Genomic DNA, 26,383 nt, shown 5'->3' on the forward strand with positions numbered 1-26,383 from the left:
AGCGTTATCCCATAAATGACACAGGAAAACTCAATGCAGATTCATTGCATTATCCATGAAAGCTATGAAGGTCCAGGCTATTTTAGCGATTGGGCCGCAAGTAAAAACTACAAAATGAGCTTTAGCAGAGTCTATCTAGGTGAAGCTTTACCCGAAAATAGTGATGGTTTTGATCTGTTAATTATCCTCGGTGGCCCCCAGTCTCCCGCGACATGCCAAAGTGATTGTCCATATTTTGATAGCCAAGCAGAACAAAGACTTATCAGGCAAGCTATCCAGACAAATAAAGCCGTTGTGGGGGTTTGTCTTGGGGCACAGTTAATCGGCGAGGCATTAGGTGCCCCTTATCAAAAGAGTCCACATGCCGAGATTGGTTACTTCCCCATTGAACTGACTGCAGCAGGAAGAGGTGATATTAGCCTTAAGACATTTTCGACAACTGAAGTGGTCGGCCACTGGCATAACGACATGCCGGGCCTCACTCCCGATTGCGAAGTGCTCGCCACAAGTGAAGCTTGTCCGCGGCAAATTGTACGTTACACACATTTAGTTTTTGGATTTCAATGCCATCTTGAATTTATCAGTAGCCAATTAACGCCATTAATAGCCCAAGAACATGCTTTTTCCAGTACACAAAAAATGCCATATATTCAAAGCCCAGAGTTCATCTTGAGACAATCAACGACTCGAATGAATCAGTTGCTGGGGCATTTTTTAGATAATCTAGTCTTAGCCTATCAAGCCGTATAAATCCAAAAACTGAAGATGCAGGATTTAGCGGGCTCAGCCAAAACAAAAACGCCAGCTAAGTTAGCTGGCGTTTTAGATTAATGACTCACTAATCGCTTATTGCAGATGACCCGCATTGTGCAATTCACGATCATCCTTAGCAGGCGGATTCCACTGATACATCCAAGTTTCAGACAATGGCTGGCCATCAACTTCTAAATAGACTCTCAGGTTAATCGGCTCAGTACCGTCTCCGGGTGGCACTACGTCAAACATAGCGCGGTAACCATTAATCGACGCTAGAGGACGGGCAGATTCAATTTCGACTTTGCCTTCAGATGCAGTGATCACGGCTTTTACTTGGGTGTCTTTGCCTATCATAGGCAAAGTGCCGCCCGCGAAATCCACCACAAAACGCTTACTGTAGTATTTGCGTTTCTGGCCAACTACGCCGCCAATCCCGGTGAAGGTATCAACAACGCGAGCACGGGGTGATTGAACCGGTGGAATGCCGCCCCAATACATGTTGTAGCTATACAGCAGCTCTTGACCCGGAACAATCGGCTCAGCAGGATTCCAAAATGCGACTATGTTATCGAAGGTTTCATCCAGTGTTGGGATTTCAACTAACTGCACCGAACCTTTGCCCCAACTACTGGTTGGTTCAATCCACAGGCTTGGGCGTTTATCATAAAACACGCCATCGTCCTGATAGTGATCGAAGTTACGATCACGTTGCAGTAAACCAAAACCTTTTGGATTTTCATCGCTATAGGCGTTAAATCGCAGGTTTTCTGGGTTACCTAGTGGACGCCAAATCCATTCACCATTACCCGTGTGCATGGCTAAGCCATCGGTATCATGGATTTCTGGACGCCAGTCGTAACCGGTGCGGCGATCGTTCTCACCCACCATAAACATACTGGTCAGTGGCGCTACGCCTAAACGTTCAATCGCTTTACGTGGATAAACAGCCACATCCACCTTCATTTTTAAACGCTCACCCGGCTCGATATCGAAACGGTAAGCACCTGTCACACTCGGAGAGTCTAACAAGGCATACACAGTCGTGATGTTCGATCCTGGTTTAGGTTTTTCTAACCAGAAGTCGGTGAACATTGGAAACTCTTCAGGTTTTGGCAGCGCAGTATCCACCGCTAAACCACGAGCCGACAGGCCGTATTGCATCTCATGACCCACAGCGCGGAAATAACTGGCGCCAAGGAAAGCGACAACGTCACGTTCCCAATCGGTATTGAACTGCATACGGAAACCCGCAAAGCCAAGATCCTTAGGCAACTGACTGCCTTTCACCTTTGACTTGCCGTAATCGAACATAGAAGGCGAATAGTCGATTAACTTAGCCTTGCCTTCATTCAACTCATAGATGTGAATTGGCGTGTCGAAATACAGCCCTAGGTGGAACAGCTCGGCACGAAACTCCGAGTCCTGATCGCGCCACAGTGCGGCTTTCTTCTTAAAGTGGAATTGTTGGTAATCATCCCAGCTCATGCCCTGAAGACTTTTAGGCAATTCGCCTTTATGGCTTTCATAGGGTTGTGCAGCCATAGTACGGGCATAGCCCTTAAGCCAAGCGTAACTGAACTCTTCACCTTCTTGTGGTGACGCCTGCTTACCCGCCGCACACGCCGAAAGACTCAGCAATACGCTACAGGTTAACAATACGCTGCCAACCATGCGCTGCAAACGGCCGCGACGAGAGGAGGATTGGGCTTCAATCGAAGGTACTGTCACCATCGATTGTTGGTAAACGTTTCTTTGTTCGGGAAATAAATTGGGTTGCATAAGCAGACTCTGAATTGGTGTAACTTCCTGACACTTCCCTGCAAATCTAACCAAATTGCAGTGATGGCCCTGTGGAGAACTGTTGATGACAGAGGTAACAATACAGCGATCAGCAACAATTCGCCAGAATCTAACATACTTTCTGTCGAATGGAATATCGCATGCTAGCTATTTTCAATCTTGAAGCCTATTTATGAAAATATGATGAAAAAATTCCGTTATTTACTGAATTAACATCTATATAAATCCTTACAGCTAACAAGGCAATTGTCGATTTGATTGCTGGTGCTAACGCGATATTTGATTGCTGATGTTAGTGCGATAATAGCGCTCAGATTCGGCATGAGTTAACTCATCAATCCATGGCTTAAACTCGAAGAGGCCGTATCGCCGCAGCACGCGATGGAAAATCCAAGGCAAAGTGCAGCACAGATACCATTGCATGAGCGCATTGAATCGGTTTACGTCCTTAAAATCATGCAAGTCGCCGTGGCGGTAGCCAGTAATTTTCCATCCTGCGTTTTTAGCGTGCCTTCCGAAATCCCTAAGGACTTAGACAGATTAATCACTCTGCCCTCGGCCACTAACACTTGATGCTTAGGTACAGGTCGAATCATTTTAATATTCAAATCGATAGTGCCGTAACCCATACCCGCTTCAAGCAATGTATGCACGGCGCAACCTGTAACAGAATCCAGTACAGTGGCAGCGAAACCACCATGAACGCCGCCCAGCGGATTCAAATGCTTATCATCAGCTGTCGCATGAAATAGCACTGAACCTTCTTCGGCTTGAACCAAGGACATAGGCATAGTCTGGGTGATCGAAGGTGCGGGCAGTTCGCCCTTTGCCATTGCCTGTAAAATAGCTAAACCCGACATTTGCTGAATGTTCATATTCCTACCTTAAATTGATAAACACCATTACAGATTAATAAAAATGACCGCGTAACCACAGAGGATTAGGCGATCATTTGACTGACAATCCACTTAAGCGCTAAGCCAACCTTCAACACGACAAGGCTTAAATCGGATCCATTAACCACTAAAATAAGACTAACAATATCAGTTAAAGCTAGGCTCAGCGGAGATCAAACCTGTCTAAGTTCATCACCTTAGTCCAAGCCGCGATAAAGTCATCGATAAATCGCAGCTGCGCATCGCTGCTCGCGTACACTTCAGCAAGCGCACGCAGCTGAGAGTTAGAACCAAAGATCAAATCCACCCGCGACGCCGTCCATTTTGGCTGGCCGCTAACGCGATCCACGCCCTCAAACCTATCTTCCTCTTTTGAGGTGGGTTTCCACGTCGTGCCCATATCCAGCAAGTTAACGAAAAAGTCGTTGGTCAAAAACTCAGGACGCGCAGTAAATACACCCGTCTTAGATTGATCAGCGTTAGTATCTAACACCCGCAACCCACCGATGAGTACCGTCATTTCCGGTGCAGTTAAAGTCAGTAATTGTGCCCTATCGACCAATAACTCCTCCGCAGATACCGAAAATTGAGTGGGATGATAATTTCTAAAGCCATCGGCGACCGGTTCCAGTACCGCAAAAGATTCCACATCCGTTTGCGCTTGTGTGGCATCCATACGACCCGGCGTAAATGGAATAGTCACTTCAACCCCCGCATTTCTGGCCGCTTGGTCAATACCGACACAACCTGCCAGCACAATCAAATCAGCAAGGGAGATTTTTTTACCGCCTTTGTTGAACTCAGACTGAATACTCTCAAGTACTTTCAGCACCTTAGCAAGTTGCTCAGGCTGGTTCACTGGCCAATCTTTTTGCGGCGCGAGGCGAATTCGGGCCCCGTTCGCACCACCGCGCATATCAGACCCGCGATAGGTCGAAGCAGAGGCCCAAGCGGTTGATACTACTTCTGAAATTGTTAATCCAGAGCCAATAATCTTAAGTTTAAGATCCGTTACATCCTGCTCATCAACCAAGGGATGATCAACCGCTGGGATGGGATCTTGCCAAAGAAACGCTTCTGCTGGCACTTCAGGACCCAAATAGCGTGTGCATGGCCCCATATCCCTGTGCGTCAGCTTGTACCAAGCCTTTGCAAAGATCTCAGCAAACTCATCGGGATTTTCAAAGAGTCGACGCGATATTTTCTCGTAATCAGGGTCGAAGATCAGTGCAAGGTCAGTGGTTAACATGGCCGGCACATGGCGTTTTGAGGCGTCGTGCGCATCGGGAATCACCCCTTTACCCGCGCCATTTTTAGGTATCCACTGATGGGCGCCCGCTGGGCTCTTAGTCAGTTCCCATTCATAACCGAATAGATTTTCAAAGAAATTATTACTCCACTGGGTGGGAGTTGAGGTCCAAGTCACTTCAAGACCGCTGGAAATAGCATCGCCACCTTTACCGCTTTTGTAGCTACTCTTCCAGCCTAGCCCTTGCTGCTCAATACTGGCGGCTTCAGGCTCTGGCCCTACTAACGCAGCATCACCAGCCCCATGGGTTTTACCGAAAGTATGGCCACCGGCAATCAGCGCCACGGTTTCTTCATCATTCATCGCCATACGGGCAAAGGTTTCGCGAATATCAACGGCGGCAGCGAAGGGATCGGGATCGCCATTGGGTCCTTCTGGGTTGACGTAAATCAGCCCCATTTGCACTGCAGCGAGGGGATCTTCAAGATCCCGTTCACCAGAATAACGCTTATCGTCTAACCACTTATCTTCGGCTCCCCAGTAGATATCGGCTTCGGGTTCCCAAATATCCACCCGCCCACCGGCAAAACCTAAGGTTTTGAATCCCATAGATTCCAGCGCGACATTGCCCGTGAGGATTATCAAATCGGCCCAGGAGATTTTATTGCCATATTTTTGCTTTATTGGCCAGATAAGCCTGCGGGCTTTATCGAGGCTGACGTTGTCAGGCCAGCTATTTAACGGCGCGAAACGTTGATTACCGCTGCCCGCTCCGCCGCGTCCATCACCAGTGCGATAGGTGCCAGCGCTGTGCCAAGCCATACGAATAAATAGTGGTCCATAGTGGCCAAAGTCCGCTGGCCACCAGTCCTGTGAATCAGTCATTAATGCGAGGAGGTCTTGCTTTACCGCGGCCAAATCGAGGGATTTAAAGGCTTCAGCATAATTGAAGTCATCACCCATAGGATTCGACAAGGAAGAGTGCTGGTGCAGAATATCGAGCCGCAGCTGTTTAGGCCACCAATCTCGATTCGTGGTGCCACCAGCAGAATGATGCATAGGACATTTGTTCTCAGACATAACGTGCTCTCCTTCTGTTCGCAAAAAATATTCAAGTAAATAAAAACTAAATGACTTTTGCTGCATGTTTGTACTGCATAACGTTCTCTATCACCGACTAATCGTTTCAATAGAGAAACAAAAACCAGTCTAACGACCTTACCTTACCTCTAGATGAAACGCGATGAATCATCCCATTAAATAATGTTCAGCAAACATTCCCCTTTATAAATTAAGATATTAAAGGATAGTCAAGTTACTGCGGATCATAAAAAAACAAGGGCTGCAAAATGCAGCCCTTGTGTCTATCGGGTCCAACTAAGCGTAACGGACTATTTCACGTCTGCCACTGGTTTACGGCGATTGTGCGCAATGATCAGCGCAACTAAACAGATAACCCCGACTGCGATACCCACAGGTTGGCTCAAAGGTTGTGGTAAACCCAGACCAATACCCGCAGTCATAATGTAAGAAACCGTGACACTGGTGCCGCCAATGGCTGGCAGGCTAACAATCCAATGGAAGGTCCCGCGATCGAACAAATACTTAGTCGCTAACCACAATACACTGGTTGATAGCAGCATATTTGAGAAGGCAAAGTAGCGCCAAATCAAGGAGAAATCGATCTTCGTCATAAAGTACGCAATCGTGAGAATAGGTACCGCGACAAGTAAACGATTACGCATGCTTTGCGGAATATGGAAGGCGTCGATAATCGTCAGTCGCAACGAACGGAACGCGGTATCACCAGAGGTGATCGGGAAGATAGCCACAGCCACAATCGCCATAATGCCGCCCACCACACCGAGATAAGTCGTCGCCACTTGGTTAACCACTAAACCTGGGCCACCTTGGTCGAGCAGACTCTTAAGCTCAACATAACCACCAGGGAAAGCCGCAATACCGGCCGTTGCCCATACACAAGCAACAATACCTTCAGCAACCATAGCGCCATAGTACACGGGACGCACATACTTCTCGTTGGTCAAACAACGGGCCATGATAGGCGCTTGGGTCGAGTGGAAACCACTGATCGCACCACAAGTAATAGTCACAAACAACAGTGGCCATACTGGTAATCCGTCTGGATTTGGCTCAAGTAACTCGTTGTTGTAGTGGCTGTGATCAAAATAAGCAAACACATCACCCATTTCAGGTAACTGCGGCGCATTGAGCATCAGGGCAACTGCGATAGAAACCGTCATCACTATCATCAACAAACCAAATGCGGGATACAGTTTAGTGATGATTTTATCAATCGGCAGCATAGTCGCCAAAAAGTAATAGGCTAAAATCACTAACACCCAGAAGGTGTTATTGCCAAAGATGGTATCTTTGAAATAATCGAGATTACTCAGCAAACCTGCTGGGCTCATGATGAAGACCACGCCCACAAAAAACAGTAGCATGGCGGTAAACAGCAACATCACGCCTTTAAAGTAGATATTAAAGTAGTGGCCAGCGATCTCAGGCAAACTCTTACCGTCTTCTTTAATGCTGAGCACGCCAGAAAAATAATCGTGCACCGCGCCGCCAATAATGTTTCCCAGCACAATCCACACTAAGGCAATGGGACCGTACAAGGCACCGAGGATCGGGCCAAATATCGGTCCCACACCCGCAACATTGAGGAATTGGATCAGAAACGCTTTAGCCGGATGAACCGGAACATAATCGACGCCATCTTCGAATCTCGCCTGCGGCGTCTTGGCTTTAGGATCTATACCCGCTTGACGTTCCACAAAGGGACTATAGAACTTGTACGCAAGCACTAAGAGTGCGATACAAATAAAGAAAATTAACATTATTTAATTATCCATACTTTAGTAGGAGGTGATTTAATGGAGAGTTTCATTGAGTTAGCTACTGAGGTCAAGCAACACACTATTAGACTAATGTCGGGTTGATTATCTGAAACAGCCACAGGAGTGGGTATAGGTGAATAAATGCGTTTAAAAATAGTTCATCGTACTGTTTATAACGTCAGTGATGTAGCCTGCTATTTTGGCGTTCACTGATTGCCGCCTCTTAACCCCTTCACCCTAGGTCTTCCCGTAAATCTTCTCTACCAATAATGAAATGAACACAGCCAATATCGTGTGTAACTGGCGATTGGATGCCTGCAGCGTGGCGAGTGTTTCCTGACATCCCAATATGAAACCCCAAGTTAAAACCACAATCGACACTCACAAACTAAACCCGCTATCTACACTACAATCGATAGCCACACCTGAAACTCACATGCCACTTGATGATGTTCATCTAACCTATTTTTAGGTCACTAATAGCTCGACTCTAGCACGCATCATTTTTAGCTATTTTAGAAAACAAAAAACCAGCCAAATGGCTGGTTTTTAGGGGGCATTCATCACTGTGATGGTTTGGTTATACCTAAATCAATCACTGCAAACTTAACCTGTTACGACTTACTAAAAGTCGCGTGGCTAAGAGCTAATGCAACAAAATGTACAACGACGAAATGCCTTGTTCGACAGCATTACGCCTGTGGGCGCATCGCAGGGAACAGGATCACGTCACGGATAGTATGAGTGTTAGTGAACAACATCACTAAACGGTCGATACCAATACCTTGACCTGCCGTTGGTGGCAAACCGTGTTCCAGTGCAGTGATATAGTCTGCATCGTAGAACATAGCTTCATCGTCGCCAGCATCTTTCGCGTCAACCTGCGCTTTAAAGCGGTTGTCTTGATCTTCAGCATCGTTCAGCTCGCTAAAGCCGTTAGCCACTTCGCGGCCACCGATGAAGAATTCGAAACGGTCAGTGATGAAATGGTTGTCATCGTTACGACGTGCCAATGGTGAAATGTCCGCTGGATAACCTGTGATGAACGTCGGTTGCATCAATTGCCATTCAGCTGTTTCACCGAAGATTTCTTCAAGTAGCTGACCACAAGTCCAGAACTTCTCAATCTTCATACCTAAGCTTTTCGCTAAATCACGCATGAATTCAACATCTTTCACTTGCTCATAGGTCATAGCTTGGATAGTGGCGTTATCAGGATTGTACTTCTGAATCGCTTCTAACATGCTTAAACGTGCGTATGGGCCGCCGAAATCGACTGTGTGCTCGCCGTAGGGCATTTGCGCACTGCCAAGCAGTTCGATAGCAATCGAGCTGAGCATTTCTTCGGTTAAGTCCATCAGATCTTTGTAGTCTGCATAAGCCATATAGAATTCCATCATAGTGAATTCTGGGTTATGACGTGGCGACAGACCTTCGTTACGGAAGTTACGGTTGATTTCGAACACACGCTCAAAACCACCAACCACTAAACGCTTCAGATATAATTCTGGCGCGATACGCAGGTACATTGGCATGTCTAAGGCGTTGTGATGAGTGATGAAAGGACGGGCCGAAGCACCACCTGGGATCACGTGCATCATAGGGGTTTCAACTTCCATGAACTCTTTTTTGATCATGAAGTTACGGATTGCAGAAACCACTTTAGAACGCATGATAAAGGCATTGCGCGAATCTTCGTTAACGATCAGATCCACGTAACGTTGACGGTAGCGCATTTCTTGATCGGCAAGACCATAATAGTCCGCAGGCAATGGACGCAGCGCCTTGGTCAGTAGCTCGTACTGTTCCATGTTGACGTATAAGTCGCCTTTGCCAGACAAGTGCAACTGACCGGTTACACCGATAATGTCACCGATATCCAGACCTTGAAAACGCTCTTTCAAATCAGCTTGTACGCTTTTTTCAGCATAGGCTTGAATACGGCCAGACACGTCTTGGATCACTAAGAAAGGACCACGTTTTGCCATGATGCGGCCAGCAATGCTGGTCTTAAAACCTAAGGCTTCGAGTTCTTCTTTAGTGTTTTGACCATACTGTGCTTGCAGTTCAGCCGCTTTATGGGTGCGACGGAAGGTATTTGGATGCGCATTAGCACTACAGTTTGGGCGGATGCTTTCTAGCTTGGCACGGCGCTCGGCGATCAGTTTGTTCTCATCAATTACTTGTTCAGTCATCTTATTTCTCGTCTATACCTTGAATTAATTACAGCCCAGATTTCAAACTGGCTTCGATAAACTTATCCAGATCGCCATCGAGTACCGCTTGAGTGCTACGGTTTTCAACGCCTGTGCGTAAGTCTTTAATGCGGGCATCGTCTAATACATAAGAGCGAATTTGACTGCCCCAGCCGATATCAGACTTAGCGTCTTCTGCGGCCTGTTTGTCGGCATTTTGCTTGAGCATTTCTAACTCAAACAGTTTTGCTTTCAGCTGCTTCATCGCAGCGTCTTTGTTCTTGTGTTGTGAACGGTCGTTCTGACACTGCACGACTGTGTTAGTCGGTAAGTGGGTAATACGAATCGCCGATTCTGTTTTGTTAACGTGCTGACCACCCGCGCCCGATGCGCGGTAAGTGTCGATACGCAGATCCGATGGGTTGATATCGATAGTGATATCGTCGTCGATTTCTGGATAAACGAACACAGAGCAGAATGACGTATGGCGACGACCCGATGAGTCGAATGGCGACTTACGCACTAAGCGGTGCACGCCCGTTTCGGTACGTAACCAACCGAACGCATATTCGCCAGTGAACTTAATGGTCGCGCCTTTAATACCGGCCACGTCACCATCGGTCACTTCCATCAACTCTGGGCTAAAACCATGGGCTTCACCCCAACGCAGGTACATACGCAGCACCATGTTGGCCCAATCTTGGGCTTCGGTACCACCACTGCCAGACTGAATGTCTAAATAACAGTTTGACGCATCTTGCGGGCCGGAGAACATACGGCGGAATTCGAGATCGGCAAGGCGGCTTTCGAGATAATCCAGCTCTTTACTGGTTTCGTTGAACGTGTCTTCGTCTTCCTCTTCAATAGCCAGCTCGAGTAAGCCTTCAACATCTTCAAGACCTGAGTCCATATCGTCTATGGTTTTGACCACAGCTTCTAGGCTGGCGCGCTCTTTGCCTAAGGCTTGGGCGCGCTCTGGGTCATTCCACACTTCTGAACTTTCAAGCTCACGGGTAACTTCTTCTAGACGCTCATTTTTGGCATCGTAGTCAAAGATACCCCCTAAGAAGCTGCGTGCGCTCGGCAAGCTCCTTAATTTTGAATTTTACTGGATTAACTTCAAACATGAATTTTCAACTTTCTTTATTTGGCCGCTTTAATTGATCTTCCACTAAAAGAGGCGATGATTAACAGTATTTGCAACCGCGCATTTTAACCTAACCAGGCTGGTAAACCTAGGGGGGCACTGTTCATTAAATGGGATAACAAGGATTATTTTCCGGCCTAAAAGACCACATTGCCACAGCCGAGACTAACAAAAAGCGCAGAGTTAAGACTGTGATCTTACTTAAATTTAGCCAAGCCAAGTGATTCAGTAGGCCAAACACGGCCCAAAGTACCACTTACCTGCCAAGAAAACATTCGTAATATCAATGAAATTACCACTAAAAAGCCCAAATACCACCAACCTAATCACGGCTAAATTCGAACAAACATTCATCAGCGCACAGTCTGCACTAGGTTTGTGATTCAAGCTGCAATTCTGTTGCAAACTTCCCTCGCCCATAAGCGTCTTCTAAAGCTGTCTAGGTATACTCGAGACAACCTAAGCCTGCAGCCCCGCGCTATAGCAGCTAAGCACCCTACATATAAAAAGGCCATGGGATGATAGAACTTCGAATTGATGACCAAGTATTATCGGTTAACCCGACCGATAACCTACTGCAAGCGGCACATGCCGCGGGCATAGCCATACCCAGCTTATGTGATCCCAGCGCGGCCTCGCAGCAATTAGGCACTCATGCACACACTCACGCAGACTCAGATAAGCAAGCCTGCAATTTGTGTGTCGTCCAAATTGAAAATGCCGATGCCAGTTTGCGCTGCGTACGCGCCTGCGAAACGCCTATCGCAGCGGGCATGCGGGTGATAACTCAGTCCGAATGGTTAAGTCAACAGCGCAAACAAGCACTGACAGCGATCTTGAGCGATCACTTCGCCGATTGTGAAGCCCCCTGCCAACAGGCATGCCCTGCGGGCGTCGATGTGCAGAGTTACCTGTATCACATCGCCCAAGGCAACCATACCGAAGCCGTTAAAGTCATTAAACAAACCTTGCCACTGCCGCTATCTATTGGCCGAGTTTGCCCCGCTTTTTGTGAGGCGCAATGTCGCCGTGGGCTAGTCGATGAGCCCATCGCTATTCGTCAATTAAAACGCCACGCCGCCGATCTCGATCTCGCCGATGGCGAAAAAGGCGGCACGAGTTATGTGCCGCCGCGCCAAGCCGACACCGGCAAAAAAGTCGCCATTATCGGGGCGGGCCCAGCAGGATTAAGTGCCGGATATTACTTATCAAACCAAGGCCATAGCGTTGAGATATTCGAATCTATGCCACAAGCAGGTGGCTGGCTGCGCTATGGTATTCCTGAGTATCGTTTACCTAAGGCGATACTCGATAAAGAAATCGCACTCTTGTGCCATAACGGCTTAACCATACACACAGAAATGCGCCTCGGCCATGAGGTGCATTTAAATCAATTAGTTGAAGATTTCGATGCCGTCTGTCTTGCTATTGGCGCCCAAAAAGCCGTGCCCATGGATTATCCCGGCAGCACGCTCAAAGGTTGTTACTTAGGCGTTGATTATTTAAAAGATCATTGCCTCGACAAGACACTCGTACTGGGCGAAAAAGTCGCCGTCATTGGTGGCGGCAATACGGCTATTGATTGCGCCCGCACTGCGGTGCGTGAAGGCTGCGATGTCACCTTAATTTACCGTCGCACCCGCGCAGAAATGCCCGCAGAAGCTTACGAAGTACACGAGGCCGAAGTTGAAGGGGTGAAGTTTCATTTTTTAACCAATCCGCTTGAAAACCATAGCGATGAGCAAGGCAGAGTCCACGCCGTCACCTTTGCCAAAATGGCGCTCGGCGAAGCCGATACCTCTGGCAGACGCGCTCCCGTTGATACCGGTGAAACCTTTACTCAGGATTTTGATACTGTGATAGCCGCAGTATCGCAAACTCCCGACATGAGTTTTATGCAAGATCCCGCGAGTCCTTTAAGCCAAGGCACACTTGCCCTTAGCCGCTGGAATACCTTCATTGGCTGCGAGCACACTATGTCATCCGGGGTTGAAAAACTCTTTGTGGTGGGGGATGCGCGCCGTGGTCCTGCCACCGCAGTTGCCGCCATAGGTGATGGCCATAAAGCCGCCATCGCCATAGATAAATTACTCAAACAAAGCTTAAGTTGCGATCTGCATGCCGATGCATTTAATTCCGCTAAAGCCATCAGCAAAGCGGTGACACAAAACTTGCCCGCAACCGATCTTTATCCCGCCGTACCGCGTAAAGCCCGTTTAACCATGCCCGAGCTGAGTGCGGTGCAGCGTTTACTCAATTACGGCGAAGTCGAGCTAGGCTTTGCTCCCGATGCCGCCATGCAAGAAGCAGCGCGCTGCCTTGAATGCGCCTGCCAAGCTAATACGGATTGTAAATTAAGGGACTATGCGACCGACTACCATGTCGAACCTAAGTCACTCAGCACTCAAAGCGCGCGCAAGTTTTCGGTCGATAAATCGAGTCCGTTCATTCAATTTGATGCGAATCGCTGTATTAGCTGCGGTAAGTGCGTTGATGTGTGCCAGTTGCAGAGTGGCCATTGTGCGATTCAATTTGCCCATGATTCCTATCAAGCACTGCCGCAAGAACTAAGCGAAACCATCGAACGCCGCGCACCTAGAGTCGGCTTTAGCGCCAGCATGGCCGACAGCAAATGTGTGCAATGCGGTAACTGTGTGCAGGTTTGCCCAACGGGCGCGCTCGTCGATGCGCGGGATAAACGCCAAGGCGATGAAACGCCACTCAAAACCGCCTCAACGATTTGTACCTATTGCGGCGTAGGCTGTCGGCTTGACCTTAAAATTGATGCCAGCACTAATCAGATCCGTCATATCGAGGGCAACAAAGAGTCTGTGGTTAACCAAGGCATGCTCTGTGTCAAAGGGCGATTTGGCTTCGATTTTCTTCACAGTGAAAAACGCCTCACCACGCCACTCATTCGTAAAGATGGTCAGCTCACGCCAAGTAGTTGGCCTGAAGCCATCGCCTATGTGACCGAACATTTACAGCAAATAAAACAGCAACATGGCAGTAATGCACTGGCAAGCTTGGCCTCGGCAAAAGCCACCAATGAAGAAAACTTCCTGCTGCAAAAATTTGTCAGAAGCATACTCGGCACCAATAACATCGACCACTGCGCCCGTCTGTGTCATTCATCTACGGTAACAGGCCTGCAGCAGAGTATTGGTAGTGGCGCTATGACCAATGACATTCCGAGCATTCAAGCATCGGATGTGATTTTTATCATAGGCTCAGACACCAGCAGTGCTCACCCGATCATCGCCTCGAAAATCAAACAAGCCGTGGCTTTGCATGGTGCAAAATTAATGGTGGCCGATCCTAAACGTGTCGCCATTGCCGACAGTGCACAGCTTTATGTCGCCCACAGACCCGGCACTGACGTCATGTTACTCAATGCGATTATGGCGGAAATCATCCGCAACGACTGGCAGGATAAAAGCTACATTGCCGCACGCACCGAAGGCGTGGATGCCCTCTACGCTGAACTCGCAAAAGCAGATTACAGCCTAGAAAACGCGGCCTTGATAACCGGCGTTAAAGCCGAAGATATCGCCAGCATTGCCCGCACCATAGGCACGGCTGAGAAAACCGCAGTTTACTATGCAATGGGGATCACTCAGCACACGACGGGACACGACAATGTCACCGCCATATCTAATCTACAACTTCTGTGCGGCAATATTGGAGTTGAAGGAGCGGGGATTAATCCACTGCGGGGGCAAAGTAATGTGCAAGGTGCCTGCGACATGGGCGCACTGCCTAACTTCTTTAGTGGTTACCAAAAAGTCACTGACATTCATGCCAGAATGCGTTTCGAGGCACATTGGCAAACGCCGTTATCGGGAGAAATTGGCGTAACTGCAACCCATATGATGCATGATATTTCCAAAGGGAAAATCAAAGCTTTGTATGTAATGGGCGAAAACCCCGTATTGAGCGATCCTGACCAAGCCCATGTGCTTAGGGCCCTTAACGCTATCGACTTTTTAGTGGTGCAGGATATCTTCCTCACCGAAACCGCCAAGCTTGCCGATGTGGTTCTGCCCGCCGCCGCGTTTGTCGAAAAACGCGGTCATTTCACTAACACAGAACGGCGAGTACAGCGACTCGAACGAGCCCTGTTACCGCCAGGCGAAGCCCTGCCCGATTGGCAAATTGTCCAAGCCATTGCCAATGCGATGGGCGCCGCTTGGGATTACCCCAATGAAGAAGCGATTTGGCAGGAAATCAATGAGCTAACACCACAATATCGTGGTATTACTTGGCAGCGATTAAGCACTGGAGATGACGGCAAAATTCCCCAAGGCATTCAATGGCCTTGTCCAGATGCAACCCATCCGGGAACGCCCATCATGCACCAAGGTCAATTCACCCGCGGCTTAGGCAAGTTTACGCCTGTGAGTTATCGCTTACCTGCGGAAATGCCCTGCAGTGAGTACCCGCTCACCCTCTCAACCGGACGTTTACTGGAACAGTTCCACACAGGCACCTTAACCCGTAAAACAGCGGGGCTCGACTTACTCGGCTCGCCTAAAGTAATGATTTCAGTCTATGACGCTGAGCAACTCGGCATAGGCAATGGCGATAAAATCAAACTCACGACCCGTCGCGGCGAAATTGAAATCGACGCCTTTGTGACGAAAAGAGCCCAAGCTGGCGTGCTATTCCTGCCCTTTCATTTTGTCGAAGCGGCGGCGAATAAACTCACCATCAATGCGCTCGATCCTGTTGCTTTTATCCCAGAGTATAAGGTCTGCTCTGTGAGGGTAGAACGGGTTGCCGAGAAGATTGACTAAAGGAAGTGAGCTAAAGTGAATGGGTTAACGTACATTGGCTAACGTGGATTGACTAGAGTGAATTGGCTAACGCGAATTAGCTTGGATGAATTCACTCAGCTGAATTAACGGTTAACGCTTTAAAAAATAAACGAGCCAAATAAAAACGGGAGACCTTAAGTCTCCCGTTTTTATTCAAGATTGAGGCGATTAAATCCTAAACTGCCCCACTAATTTACCTAAGTTAATACCTTCCTCTGATACCGTCAGACTCACTCTGGCCGCATCTTCACTGGAGTGCAGTAGCTCATTCACAATCTCTTGGATGGCATACACGTTGCGGTTAATTTCTTCGGTTACTGAGCTTTGCTCTGTCGCCGCTGCCGCGATTTGGGTACTCATATCGTTAATCGCAGTCACAGCCGAAGTCACTGACCCCAGACTGTCGGAAATCGTGCGAGAAGAATCCACCGAACGCACGCAGCTTTGTTGACTCTCTTCCATCGCTTTCACGGCTTGGGTCACTAGCTTATGTAATGCCGATAACATCTCATTGATTTCTAACGTACTCGCTTGAGTGCGGCTGGCTAAGTTACGCACCTCATCGGCGACCACAGCAAAACCTCGGCCCTGTTCACCAGCACGGGCCGCTTCGATGGCGGCGTTTAATGCCAATAGGTTGGTCTGCTCGGCAATACCACCAATCACTGACAGTACACTGTTGATTTTCTGGGATTGCTCGCTGAGTGATTTGATACTGCCCGCCGCATTATTGATTTGCGACATTAAAGAGGCAATTTCTTCAAGCGAAGCATCAACACAGCGCTGGGCATTAGCCACATCGCCCGTTGCTGCGTGGGTGGCCTCTGCCACTTGAGTGGTATTTTTAGCCACTTCGCTAGCGGTGGATGACATCTCAGTAATCGCCGTCACCACCTGATCGGTTTCATTGTTGTGACTGACTAACTGACTCGACATAACTTTAGTTTGCGCATGAATCGCATTGGCCGCGGTTTTCACTTTAGCGGTCGCCGTCGCCACATCGCCGATGATATTTTGCAGCTTATTGACAAAGAGGTTAAAGGAACGTCCAAGTTGAGCGATTTCGTCCTCCCCTTTTACGGCGAGTCGTTTGGTTAAATCCCCTTCGCCCTTAGCGATATCATTCAAGTTATCGGCCATATTCTTGATTGGCACGACCATACGGTGGGCAGCGATCATGATGATAAAGCCAGTAATACCCGTAAGGAACAGTGCTATCAGTAAAATGGCGAAGGATTTATCTGCCATTTGTTCTGTCACTGTGGCGCGGTATTCCTCAACAACGGCATCGATATCATCAATATAGGCGCCCGTACCTAACATCCAGTCTGTACCCGGGATCATCATGGCGTAGCTGATCTTCTCAATCTGCTCATTAGTATTGGGTTTTTGGTAGTAGTAGGAGAAATTACCATCGCCACGTTTAGCGGCGTCGAGCAGGCCGACGATAATTTTAGTGCCGCGGGGATCTGTCATATCCATCTTGTTTTGCCCTTCTAAACTTGGGATTAGGGCATGAAAGATATTTTTACCTTGAGAGTCATACATAAAAAAGTAACCTGCACTACCGAAACGTATGTCTCTGAGTGCTTGATTCACATTGCCTTGCTCTTTTAGCGATAATTGATAATTCACTATGCCTGCAGCAATTTCGGTGGCTTCTTTAATTTGTTGTTTACGCTCACCGACGAGCTTAGTTTTAAAAGTGACCACTTCAGCGGCAAGTGCATCTTGTTCGACATAATAGGAAACCGACATCAATATGAGTAATGCGAGGATCAAAGGGAACAGCGATAGCAATAGTAATTTATTGCGTAAACTCAACTTAGACATGCTTGAATGCTCCAAAGAAATACAACTTGTATCTTTGGAGTATAGCTAACATTGTTATTTCTCTATGGGCTTAAAGTAACAAAATCTTAATCTTGCTCAAGAAACCTGCAATTAATCGCCCTCAGTTCAAAATACATTTAGCAAGATCCCACACAAGCTAAAGCCTAAAACTAGCACCAGCATGGGTGGTTTAAATAACTTCAATGCACCAAAACCGAGCAATACCAAGGCCATATCTTTGCCCGAGAATACCGCCTGAGAAAAAACCGGTTGGTAAAGCGCTGCCGCGAGTAAGCCAACAACGCAGGCATTGACGCCAGCTATCGCACCAGCAATTTTCGGTCTTGCCGCAATCGCATGCCAACTCTTCAGCCCCACCAGCATAAGGAGAAATCCGGGTAAAAAAATGGCCGCAGTCGCGATGCAAGCCCCCATGAAGGGCTTATCTAGCATAACTTCGGCGCCTAAAAAGGTCGCGAATGTGAACATAGGCCCAGGCACAGCTTGGGCAAAGGCATAACCCGTCAGAAAACGATCGCCGCCTATGGTATCGCCCACTGCTGTTTCTAGCAGAGGTAGCACAACATGACCGCCACCGAACACTAAACTCCCTACGCGGTAAAACTCGCTGAAGATCCAAGCCTCAGGTCCGAAATCCACCATAAAAAAACTGCCAATGAGCAGCACGAAAAAGAGCAGTAAATAGAGATAATTCAAGCGAATCGGTGCAAGCGGTGCAGTGTCATCTTGCGTCGCACTCAATTTATAAATACCGATAGTCGCAGCGCCGAGTAACAGCAGGATTTGCGTCCACATAAATGGCGCAATTAAAATTGCCGCAGCACTGATGAGCATTAACAAGCGGGCGGATTTGCGTTGGCAGAACTGCTTAAACATGGCAAGAACGGCATCGGCAACCACAACGACGGCCATCAATTTAAGCCCATAAATCATTCCTTGAACATAATGATTAGCGAGCCACGCCGACGTTGTTACCGCCAGTAAGTACATCAAAATAAAGGAAGGTAGCGTAAAACCAGCAAAGGCAGCAAGCGCCCCCACCAGCCCACCTCTTTGATAACCAATAGCAAAGCCCACTTGGCTCGACCCTGGCCCCGGCATAAATTGGCTTAAGGCGACAAGACTGGCGTAACGCTTATCATCGAGCCAACCGAGTTCATTAACAAAGGTCTGGCGAAAATAACCAATGTGCGCCGCAGGCCCGCCAAAACTCATCAAGCCTAAGGTAAAAAAGCGTAGGAAAATCTGTAGCATAAATCGCCGCCATTCAATGCATAAAGTGCTGAAGATTATGCCACTAAAAAGACATTTTGATGAAGTTTCACGCGAGCAACGCAGATAAAAGCATAACAAGGGCTCCACACTGCAGAGCCCTTAAGATTTTTTGAGCGGACTTCAAGAGTCGTAAAACGAGTGAACACAAATGCTTAGTGATAAATTGATGAGCTAAAAGATTAATCCTTCACCAACATAGCTAAGACTTCAAAATGATCCGTGTGGGGGAATAAATCAAATAGCTGCACCTTGGTTAAGTGATAACCTTGAATATGCTCGAGATCTTTCGCTAAGGTTTTGGGATTACAGCTGGAATAAAGAATTGCCTTAGGTGCAAACTCGCTTAATGACTGGCATAAAGCCTCGCCAATGCCGCGCCTTGGTGGATTAACAATGATCAAATCCGGCTTATCGGCAGCGCTTTTGCCCTTGGCAAAGTCGGTGGAATCGAGCGCCATAAATTGCACGTTTTCGAGCCCCATCATTTGCGCTGACATTTGCGCGCAGGCAATCGCCTCGGCTTCAATTTCAATCCCTGTGAGTGTTATGTCTTTGGATGCGCAGTGTAGTCCGAAACCGCCGACGCCACAAAACAGATCCCATAACGAGCGAGGAGAAAACTCGGCAACCCACTCACGGGCGGTTTGATATAACTGAGCCGCAACCTGCGGATTGGTCTGGAAAAAGCTCTTGGGCCGAATGAACAAAGGCACATGATTAAAACGTTCTTCAAGCCTAGTATTCTCAGTTAAAAAAATCTCTTCATCGCCCTCAAGGATTGCCATATGAACTGGTTGGATATTGACTGACACCACTTTAATTTGCGGATATTCGGCCAGTAATGCAGGTAATTCGCGTTCGATACGTTCAATGCCATTGTGTGATCGCAGCACAAAACGCAGCAGATATTCGCCGCGTACTTGGCTGCGGGTCAGCAGAATAAACTTAAGCTCGCCCTTGGCTTTATCAACCCGATAGGGAGGAAGGCCCGCCTGCTGCACAAAGCGGGTTAAACGGTGCAACAAGGCTTGCATATCAGCTGGATATAACAGGCAGTCGCAAAGATCCACCGCCTCGCCACTTGGGCTCACAATCCCCAACACGGGTTCATGGGCGGCGCCGAGTACTACCATTTTTGCTTTATTACGAAAGCCGCTGTCATCGCCAGTAATGGGAGGCAGAAAAAGTTCTGCCGAATTTGCGGGAATAAAAGGCGCGAGTAATTGCAGTAACGTTTGGGTTTTAACCGCTACTTGCTGCGCTAGAGGCTGCTGAATATGCCGGCAAGAAAGGCACTGACCTTGATTAAAATAACCACATTGCTTAACGGCATTCACAATAGCAGCACTCACGACAGATCCTAGATTCAGTAAAAAAGCGCCACACTGTAGCGGTTTTACGGGTAAAAATCATCTCGAAACACACTCAACCAGTACCAAGGGCGCAATTTTAGGTTTATTCAAGACAAGCTGAGTTTATCAACATCGGCAATCGCCTCGCGCTTACCAAGGGCCTTTTCAATCCATTCAAGTACTTCTGCCGAGGTGCTGCGAAACGTCGTTAACTTACCGCCGTATAAACTGAGGATGCGCGGATGGGAAATCGATGTTTTCATCAAGGTATCCCGCGGCCGCTCAAAGGCTTGGCTATTTTGCTTAGGTAAAACCCGAATGCCGCAGAAGGTCTGAGTTATCTTTGTCTTAAGCTCATCAATCTCCGGCGTTAGCGGGAAGTAATGCTTATAAATTCCAAGCAGATAATTAATTTCAGATTCGGTCGCTTGGGGTGGTTTATCTAAAGACGCCAGTTCCGTTTCTGTGGTGCCAACCAAAGTTTGCCCATACCAAGGCATCACAAATATGACACGCTTATCGAAGCAAGACTCTAAATACAAGATGCCATCGGGCGCAGGAATATCCAGTAGCACATGGGCGCCTTGCACCCAATCGAGTTCAACACCCGCAAGTGGAGGCAAGACTTTGCTTAAAACCGCATTCACCCAAGGGCCGGCAGCATTGATCACTAGACTCGCTTCGGCTTTATGGATTTCGCCCCTGTGGCTAAAACTCAGCTCACAAGTTTCGCGCCTATGTTCCAGCTCAAGAAATTCAGCCTCGGCATAGACTTCGGCGCCCAGAGCCTGCGCGCTGCGCGCCACCGCTTGAGTTAACAACTTATCGTCGGTCTGCGCATCCCAATACTGAAACACCGCCTTTAATCCATTGAGTTTCAATCCTTTAAAACGATGCCAATGCACGGCAGGCACAGACACAAATTGGCCCAAGGGATCAAACTCACTCAGCAGCGCATACATGCTTAAGCCCGCGCGAATAGTCCAGGGACTGCGCTGACTGTTGTCATACACTGGAATATAAAAAGGCACAGCTTTAACCAGAGTGGGCGCAAGATTGAGTAAATGGCGCCGTTCAAGCAAGGACTTACGGACTAAATTGATTTGCCCCGTTTCTAAATAGCGCAAGCCGCCATGGATAAGCTTGCTGGAATTAGCCGAGGTTTGGCCGCCAATTTCGCCCTTTTCAATCAGCAAGGTGGAATAGCCCGCTGCTGCCGCATATTGGGCAATGCCGACACCGCTGATCCCACCGCCAATAATGGCTATATCGAAACTGGCCATAACTCACTCTCGCTAACGTTTCATAGACGACCGACCTACTGAGCCTCATGCATTCAATCAAGCTCAGTCGAACAGCTAATAAGCGTTAATATGTCAATAAGTTAGTCTTAGATCAAATCTCGACGATAAGAGTTTAATCAATACTGGCATGTAATTGTTTAAGTGCTTGATCGCACATGGCCTTTAAGGCTTTTAACTCGCTCGCCTCGCCGCCGACTTTGCAACGCATTAAATGGGGGATTTCACTTGCCTGTGTTTTGAGGGCAATTCCTGTCGATGTTAAGGCGAGCACTCTCACACGCTCATCTTGTTCGCTGCGACCGCGAGTCACTAATCCCTTGGATTCTAACCGCTTTAGCAATGGCGTTAACGTGCCTGAATCAAGAAAAAGTTTATCCCCTAAGGTTTTGACACTAATGCCCTGCTCTTCCCATAACACTAGCATGACCAAGTATTGCGGATAGGTTAGATCCAATTTATCTAACAAAGGGCGATAGGCTCGCACCATAGCATTCGCGGCGCTGTAAAGTGAGAAGCACACTTGGTTTTCAAGGCATAAGGCATTATCTACGCTGGTATTTTCGGCCATATCGACAGGATTAACACGGGTGTTGGGTTGAGTTGTTGCCATAGGAAGATCCGACAAATTAAATATATTGCGCACAATATACTTGCATTCACACCAAAGATCGAATTATAGTTTATCACAATTGAATTGCGCACAATTCAAATCAATTTACTTAATCCTTAACCTTAGAAGGTCTAATACTATGAAAACACTTTATGAAACACGTGCCACAGCAAAAGCGGGTCGTCAGGGTCAAGTCAGCACTGATGATGGTTTACTGGATGTGGCGTTAGCCTATCCAAAAGCCATGGGCGGTAGCGGACTTGCCACTAACCCAGAACAACTATTTGCCGCAGGTTATGCCGCCTGTTTCTCAAACGCCGTTTTGCATGTCGCTAAAATCGGCAAAGTGGATATTACCGAAGCGCCAGTCAGTGCGGTTGTCGGCATAGGTGCCAATGATGCCGGCGGTTTTGCATTAGCGGTTGCTTTAGAAGTTAGCTTAGATTTACCGCAAGAAGCCGCTGAAGCATTAGTGCGTCACGCGCATCAAGTTTGTCCATACTCGAACGCTACACGTAATAATATCGACGTGAAACTGAGCGTAAATGGCGTAGCCTTAGGTTAACCCCATCTTCGAGCCAGCAATAAAGCACCTTATATTTTATAGGGTGCTTTATCTTTATTAATCAATAACGATTCTGGCTGAGTCAATACAACTCAGATTGTAAAAGCCTATATGAAAGTCGGAGTGAAAGTCGGTGTAAAGGCGGCTAACCGCAGATCAGCCTGAGAGTTTCAAACCTGATAATAGTAAACCCAAGTTCGAGGCCCAGAATGTGACCCGCAAAAGCATGATGAGCCAAAGTGTGCACCGCACTATTTCTACCCTAATTCTGCCCTAAATTTCTTTCTGCCCTAGAATTTCTGCCCTAGCTAAACGTTTACCAAAGATAAACTTGTTTCAGTTCCCAAAAAATTGTTATTCGCGAGTTAACTAACACTTCTTAATATCTAATTTAATCAAAATGATTGATTTAAGTAGAGTAAGAGTTAATTGAACCGTTTGACGATACTTAAACCCACTCTCAGTGGGAGGCGCTATGACAAAATATCTATCTAAAATCTCGCTGTTTTGCTCTTTATTATTCCTCTTTGCCTTTTCCATCCCGAGCTGGGCCGAAACAGCGCCAGCAAGCTCAGCGGATCAAACTTGGCATTATGTGAATGCTCAAGGTGAGCTCAAAATTAAGCTGTATTTCTTCTGGTCCAAAACCTGCCCACATTGTGCAGAGGCCCATCCTTTTATTGATTCATTACCGCAAAAGTATCCTTGGATAGAACTCGAATCCCATATGGTGTCCGCTCCAGGCGTGCAGGATATTTGGCAAACTATCGCCGCAAAAACCACGACAGAGGCGCGTTCTGTGCCCTATATGGCCAGCTGCGAAAAAGCCGTGGTGGGCTATTCGAGCGAAGCAGTCACCGGCGAGTTTCTCGTCAATCGACTGAAAAATTGCTATTTATCCCTTGGCGGTAAACTCAGCGAAGCGGACTTGCCCACCAAAGGCGTTGTCAGTACGAGCGCGAGTACAGAAACCGATGCGCCGCTATTTGGCACCTGCGGCACAGATACTGGCGAAGGCACCTGCGATGCCACCAGCTTGGGTGACGCTACAAAAGCATCACCAGTGCAATCTGAAGTGCAGCCCGTTGAGTTACCTTTAGTGGGCGTAGTGACACCTGAGACTATGTCTTTGCCGCTGCTCACCTTAGTGCTCGCAGGCGTGGATGCCTTTAACCCCTGCGCCTTCTTCGTTTTACTGTTTTTATTGTCAATCATGGTTAATGCCAAGAGTCGCAGCCGCATGTTACTCGTCGGCGGGATTTTCGTGTTCTTCTCAGGCTTTATCTATTTCCTGTTTATGACCGCATGGCTGAACATCTTCCAGCTGTTGGGCGCAGGCAGTGATGGCGGCATGATCATCTTAGCGGCGGGTTGTTTGGCCTTAATCGCTGGGGTCATCAACATTAAAGATTACTTCTTTACTAAGGGGGAAGTGACGCTGTCGATGTCGGCGGAAAACCGGACGAGCTTGATAAAGCGCATGGGTAAACTGTCAAATTCTAGTAGCTTAGGCGCCTTACTTATTGGATCGACCGTACTAGCAGTCCTCGCCAACGCCTATGAACTGCTCTGCACCGCGGGCTTCCCGATGATCTACACCAGCGTGCTCTCTATGCACAATCTGCCAGACATTGAACGCTATATGTATTTGGTTTTATATAACATTGTTTACGTGATCCCGCTGGCGATTATCGTTATCGTCTTCAGCGCGACCTTAGGTAAACGTAAACTGACTGAAAAAGAAGGCCAAGCCCTAAAACTCATGTCAGGTGTGATGATGTTGGGTATGGGTATCGCGCTGGTTATCGACCCTACCGCACTGCAAAATGTGGCGCTGGCACTGGGGTTGATCTTAGGCTCATTGGGGATTACAGCCATTATTGTCATCGGCCGCAAACTGTTCTCGGCCAAGGCTAAGTAATTGGCGAAACAATTGGCTAAATAATTGGTGAAATAATGGATGATTGGCAAATTTATGGCTAACGACTAAAGTTAACCTTGGGTTTGCCGATAAAGGGATCCAGCTTACAATCGAGGTTAGTTATGTCTATTTCACTGAACACCCAAGCTATCGCACCTAATCTAGAAAATGGTGCAGTTGGCGTTAAGGTTGCTCAATTAGCCAAAGAGCAGCAAAAAGCCGAAGGTAAAATCGCGGTAGATTTAATTGCAGCTGCGGCGCCAAAACCGGTAGGTAATGCAGGCCACAACATCAACACTACGGCCTAATTGTTAGCAATACAGCATTTAAAAAAGCGCCTCTGATTATCAGGGCGCTTTTTTTTTGTTATTTTTCTATAAAACGTCAGGCGAATTTAAGAAAAAGCGTTGCCATTCACATGCATAATTGTAAATGTCCACACCACGAACGCCAGTGGGATATGCACTAAGGCATAGAAAAACTGATCGAGTCGTCCCATTCCTTTTGCTAACCAAATCAAATACAAGTGTAATCCAATTACCAGCGGGAACAGGGCTAATAGCGGATACAGAGCGACAGGGCTGGCATCGGAAAAAAGGCTATGACTTAATAAAGCCCAAGCCACCATGACAGCGGTCGTTAGCGGTGGTGTTGCAATGCGATATTGCTCTGGATAGGGAAACATCCTACGACCTCTTGAGTCTCAATCGGTAAACTTACGTTTTAGGTTTTCGCGCAATCAACTGTGCTTTATAACTGCTGTGAGTGGACTGCGGATCACATAATCGACCTTCAAAGTAATGTAAAGGTTGCCAGTTAGCAAACACTGATTTGAGTTCATTTTCAGTGAGTAAGAAATCGGGGTTACGTGGCCGCCCACTCTCAGCCTGTTGTGTGGTAAAGGTTTCATAGACGATAAGGCCTGTAGTCTTAACCGCCTTGGCAATTTGCGGCAATAATGGCCGATGCAGATAATTGAATACTAACACTATGTCGTACTCTTCAATCGGTAGCGATGGCGCAGCCTCGGCTTCTAAATCCCATTGATATTTGCGGGCGTTCACATGCTCAATGTGCGACATGGCAGACAAGTCCCTGTCGATAAACGTCACCTCAGCCCCTTGCGCTAGAAACCACAAGCCATTACGCCCAGAGCCGCAGGCAAGATCGAGTACTTTAAGTCCATCCAAGCGAGAAGCAGGCCAAGCAAACTCAGTGATTAAGGCTGCGGGTGTCACGATTGGCGCATGGATTACAGACATTAGCATTAGCCCTTAATTTCTTTTTTCGAGTCGATTTGCCGACGATGCACAATAGAATAATGCCTCAGTCCAGCAGGACCATGGGACACAATCACGGACAAAAAGAGTATCACGATTAACAGCTCAGGCTTGAAATTAGCCAAGGGTACAAACAGACCAAGTAAGCCTACTTTTACTAAGGTTAACACACCCTTAAGCTGAATTAACCAACGCCAATCACGCACAATTTCCCACAACATTAATATGCTGCCCGTCGTCATGGCGAGATACCAATAATTCAGCCATTGCGTTTTATCTACACTTAATAAAATGCCACCGCCAACACCGACTATTCCTAAAATATGCAATGCCCTTAAACTGGTTTTACTCAAACGTTGAATCCAAAAACGTTTTTCTGATATGCCTTGTTTCTGCATTACATCCCCTTAAGAATCAACTACGTAACATTTAGTTAAACTAACAACATAATTCCATACAATAAAGGCTGGATAAATAACATTATTTATAGAATACTCA

General features: G+C 47.5%; 19 protein-coding genes. 5 read left to right on the forward strand and 14 right to left on the reverse strand.

All coding sequences use genetic code 11. The annotated features are described in order from the left end of the window. The first annotated feature begins 33 nt into the window (after window positions 1-33). Window positions 34-750 carry a type 1 glutamine amidotransferase gene (locus tag OX890_RS18595; RefSeq protein ID WP_126492646.1) on the forward strand — a complete coding sequence of 239 codons (717 nt, stop codon included), beginning with the start codon at window positions 34-36 and terminating at the stop codon, window positions 748-750. 96 nt (window positions 751-846) lie between these two features. Here OX890_RS18595 and OX890_RS18600 read toward each other — a convergent pair whose 3' ends face one another. From OX890_RS18600 to prfB, 6 genes are all read right to left on the reverse strand, one after another. After that, entirely contained in the window at window positions 847-2,535 is a 1,689-nt protein-coding gene (locus OX890_RS18600) for a glucan biosynthesis protein (protein WP_006083981.1), read from the reverse strand. 461 nt (window positions 2,536-2,996) lie between these two features. Further along, entirely contained in the window at window positions 2,997-3,431 is a 435-nt protein-coding gene (locus tag OX890_RS18605; RefSeq protein WP_268649716.1) for a PaaI family thioesterase, read from the reverse strand. A 184-nt stretch (window positions 3,432-3,615) separates the two neighbouring features. After that, window positions 3,616-5,781, reverse strand: coding sequence for a catalase/peroxidase HPI (gene katG, locus OX890_RS18610; RefSeq protein ID WP_268649717.1), 2,166 nt, complete (start codon window positions 5,779-5,781; stop codon window positions 3,616-3,618). A gap of 311 nt (window positions 5,782-6,092) precedes the next feature. After that, window positions 6,093-7,565: a carbon starvation CstA family protein gene (locus tag OX890_RS18615; protein WP_006080390.1), complete on the reverse strand. Its 1,473-nt coding sequence runs from the start codon at window positions 7,563-7,565 to the stop codon at window positions 6,093-6,095. Window positions 7,566-8,257: 692 nt separating this feature from the next. After that, a complete protein-coding gene (gene lysS / locus OX890_RS18620; protein WP_006080389.1) occupies window positions 8,258-9,760 on the reverse strand; it encodes a lysine--tRNA ligase in 1,503 nt (500 codons plus the stop codon). 28 nt (window positions 9,761-9,788) lie between these two features. Next, window positions 9,789-10,887, reverse strand: a protein-coding gene (gene prfB / locus OX890_RS18625) for a peptide chain release factor 2 (RefSeq protein WP_006080387.1) whose coding sequence is annotated in 2 segments (ribosomal slippage) — window positions 9,789-10,811 and window positions 10,813-10,887 — 1,098 coding nt in all. Because the reading frame shifts where the segments join, the coding sequence is not laid out codon by codon here. Window positions 10,888-11,425: 538 nt separating this feature from the next. On the opposite strand from prfB, the gene fdhF reads away from it, so the two are divergent. After that, window positions 11,426-15,703, forward strand: a complete 4,278-nt coding sequence (gene fdhF / locus OX890_RS18630) for a formate dehydrogenase subunit alpha (protein ID WP_268649718.1) — start codon at window positions 11,426-11,428, stop codon at window positions 15,701-15,703. Window positions 15,704-15,892: 189 nt separating this feature from the next. On the opposite strand, the gene OX890_RS18635 is transcribed toward fdhF, so the two are convergent. The 5 genes from OX890_RS18635 to ohrR all read right to left on the reverse strand — a co-directional run bounded on the left by OX890_RS18635 (window position 15,893) and on the right by ohrR (window position 22,119). Continuing rightward, the gene (locus tag OX890_RS18635) at window positions 15,893-17,557 is read right to left on the reverse strand and encodes a methyl-accepting chemotaxis protein (protein WP_268649719.1); all 1,665 of its coding nucleotides are present in this window, start codon (window positions 17,555-17,557) and stop codon (window positions 15,893-15,895) included. 126 nt (window positions 17,558-17,683) lie between these two features. Continuing rightward, window positions 17,684-18,832, reverse strand: coding sequence for a chromate efflux transporter (gene chrA, locus OX890_RS18640; RefSeq protein WP_006083988.1), 1,149 nt, complete (start codon window positions 18,830-18,832; stop codon window positions 17,684-17,686). Between the two features lie 200 nt (window positions 18,833-19,032). Further along, window positions 19,033-20,205: a 23S rRNA (uracil(747)-C(5))-methyltransferase RlmC gene (rlmC, locus tag OX890_RS18645; protein WP_006083989.1), complete on the reverse strand. Its 1,173-nt coding sequence runs from the start codon at window positions 20,203-20,205 to the stop codon at window positions 19,033-19,035. Between the two features lie 107 nt (window positions 20,206-20,312). Then, window positions 20,313-21,488 carry a glycerol-3-phosphate dehydrogenase/oxidase gene (locus OX890_RS18650; RefSeq protein ID WP_268649720.1) on the reverse strand — a complete coding sequence of 392 codons (1,176 nt, stop codon included), beginning with the start codon at window positions 21,486-21,488 and terminating at the stop codon, window positions 20,313-20,315. Window positions 21,489-21,621: 133 nt separating this feature from the next. After that, on the reverse strand, window positions 21,622-22,119 hold the full coding sequence (gene ohrR / locus OX890_RS18655; RefSeq protein WP_268649721.1) for a hydroperoxide resistance transcriptional regulator OhrR: 498 nt from the start codon (window positions 22,117-22,119) through the stop codon (window positions 21,622-21,624). Between the two features lie 139 nt (window positions 22,120-22,258). Between ohrR and OX890_RS18660 the strand changes: the two genes are divergently transcribed. From OX890_RS18660 to OX890_RS18670, 3 genes are all read left to right on the forward strand, one after another. Continuing rightward, window positions 22,259-22,684 carry an organic hydroperoxide resistance protein gene (locus OX890_RS18660; RefSeq protein ID WP_006080380.1) on the forward strand — a complete coding sequence of 142 codons (426 nt, stop codon included), beginning with the start codon at window positions 22,259-22,261 and terminating at the stop codon, window positions 22,682-22,684. A 475-nt stretch (window positions 22,685-23,159) separates the two neighbouring features. After that, a complete protein-coding gene (locus OX890_RS18665; RefSeq protein WP_012090083.1) occupies window positions 23,160-24,605 on the forward strand; it encodes a cytochrome c biosynthesis protein in 1,446 nt (481 codons plus the stop codon). A gap of 122 nt (window positions 24,606-24,727) precedes the next feature. Continuing rightward, the gene (locus OX890_RS18670) at window positions 24,728-24,913 is read left to right on the forward strand and encodes a hypothetical protein (protein WP_006080378.1); all 186 of its coding nucleotides are present in this window, start codon (window positions 24,728-24,730) and stop codon (window positions 24,911-24,913) included. An 86-nt stretch (window positions 24,914-24,999) separates the two neighbouring features. On the opposite strand, the gene OX890_RS18675 is transcribed toward OX890_RS18670, so the two are convergent. The 3 genes from OX890_RS18675 to OX890_RS18685 are packed head-to-tail and all read right to left on the reverse strand — an operon-like array spanning window position 25,000 to window position 26,283. Continuing rightward, window positions 25,000-25,290 (reverse strand): hypothetical protein, encoded by a 291-nt coding sequence (locus OX890_RS18675; protein WP_012090084.1) that lies wholly within the window; start codon window positions 25,288-25,290, stop codon window positions 25,000-25,002. Window positions 25,291-25,321: 31 nt separating this feature from the next. Beyond that, window positions 25,322-25,867, reverse strand: a complete 546-nt coding sequence (locus OX890_RS18680) for a class I SAM-dependent methyltransferase (RefSeq protein ID WP_268649722.1) — start codon at window positions 25,865-25,867, stop codon at window positions 25,322-25,324. 5 nt (window positions 25,868-25,872) lie between these two features. Then, window positions 25,873-26,283, reverse strand: a complete 411-nt coding sequence (locus OX890_RS18685; protein WP_006080374.1) for a hypothetical protein — start codon at window positions 26,281-26,283, stop codon at window positions 25,873-25,875. Window positions 26,284-26,383: the final 100 nt, after the last annotated feature.

The sequence above is a fragment of the Shewanella sp. DAU305 genome (assembly GCF_026802235.1).
GTDB lineage: Bacteria > Pseudomonadota > Gammaproteobacteria > Enterobacterales > Shewanellaceae > Shewanella > Shewanella baltica.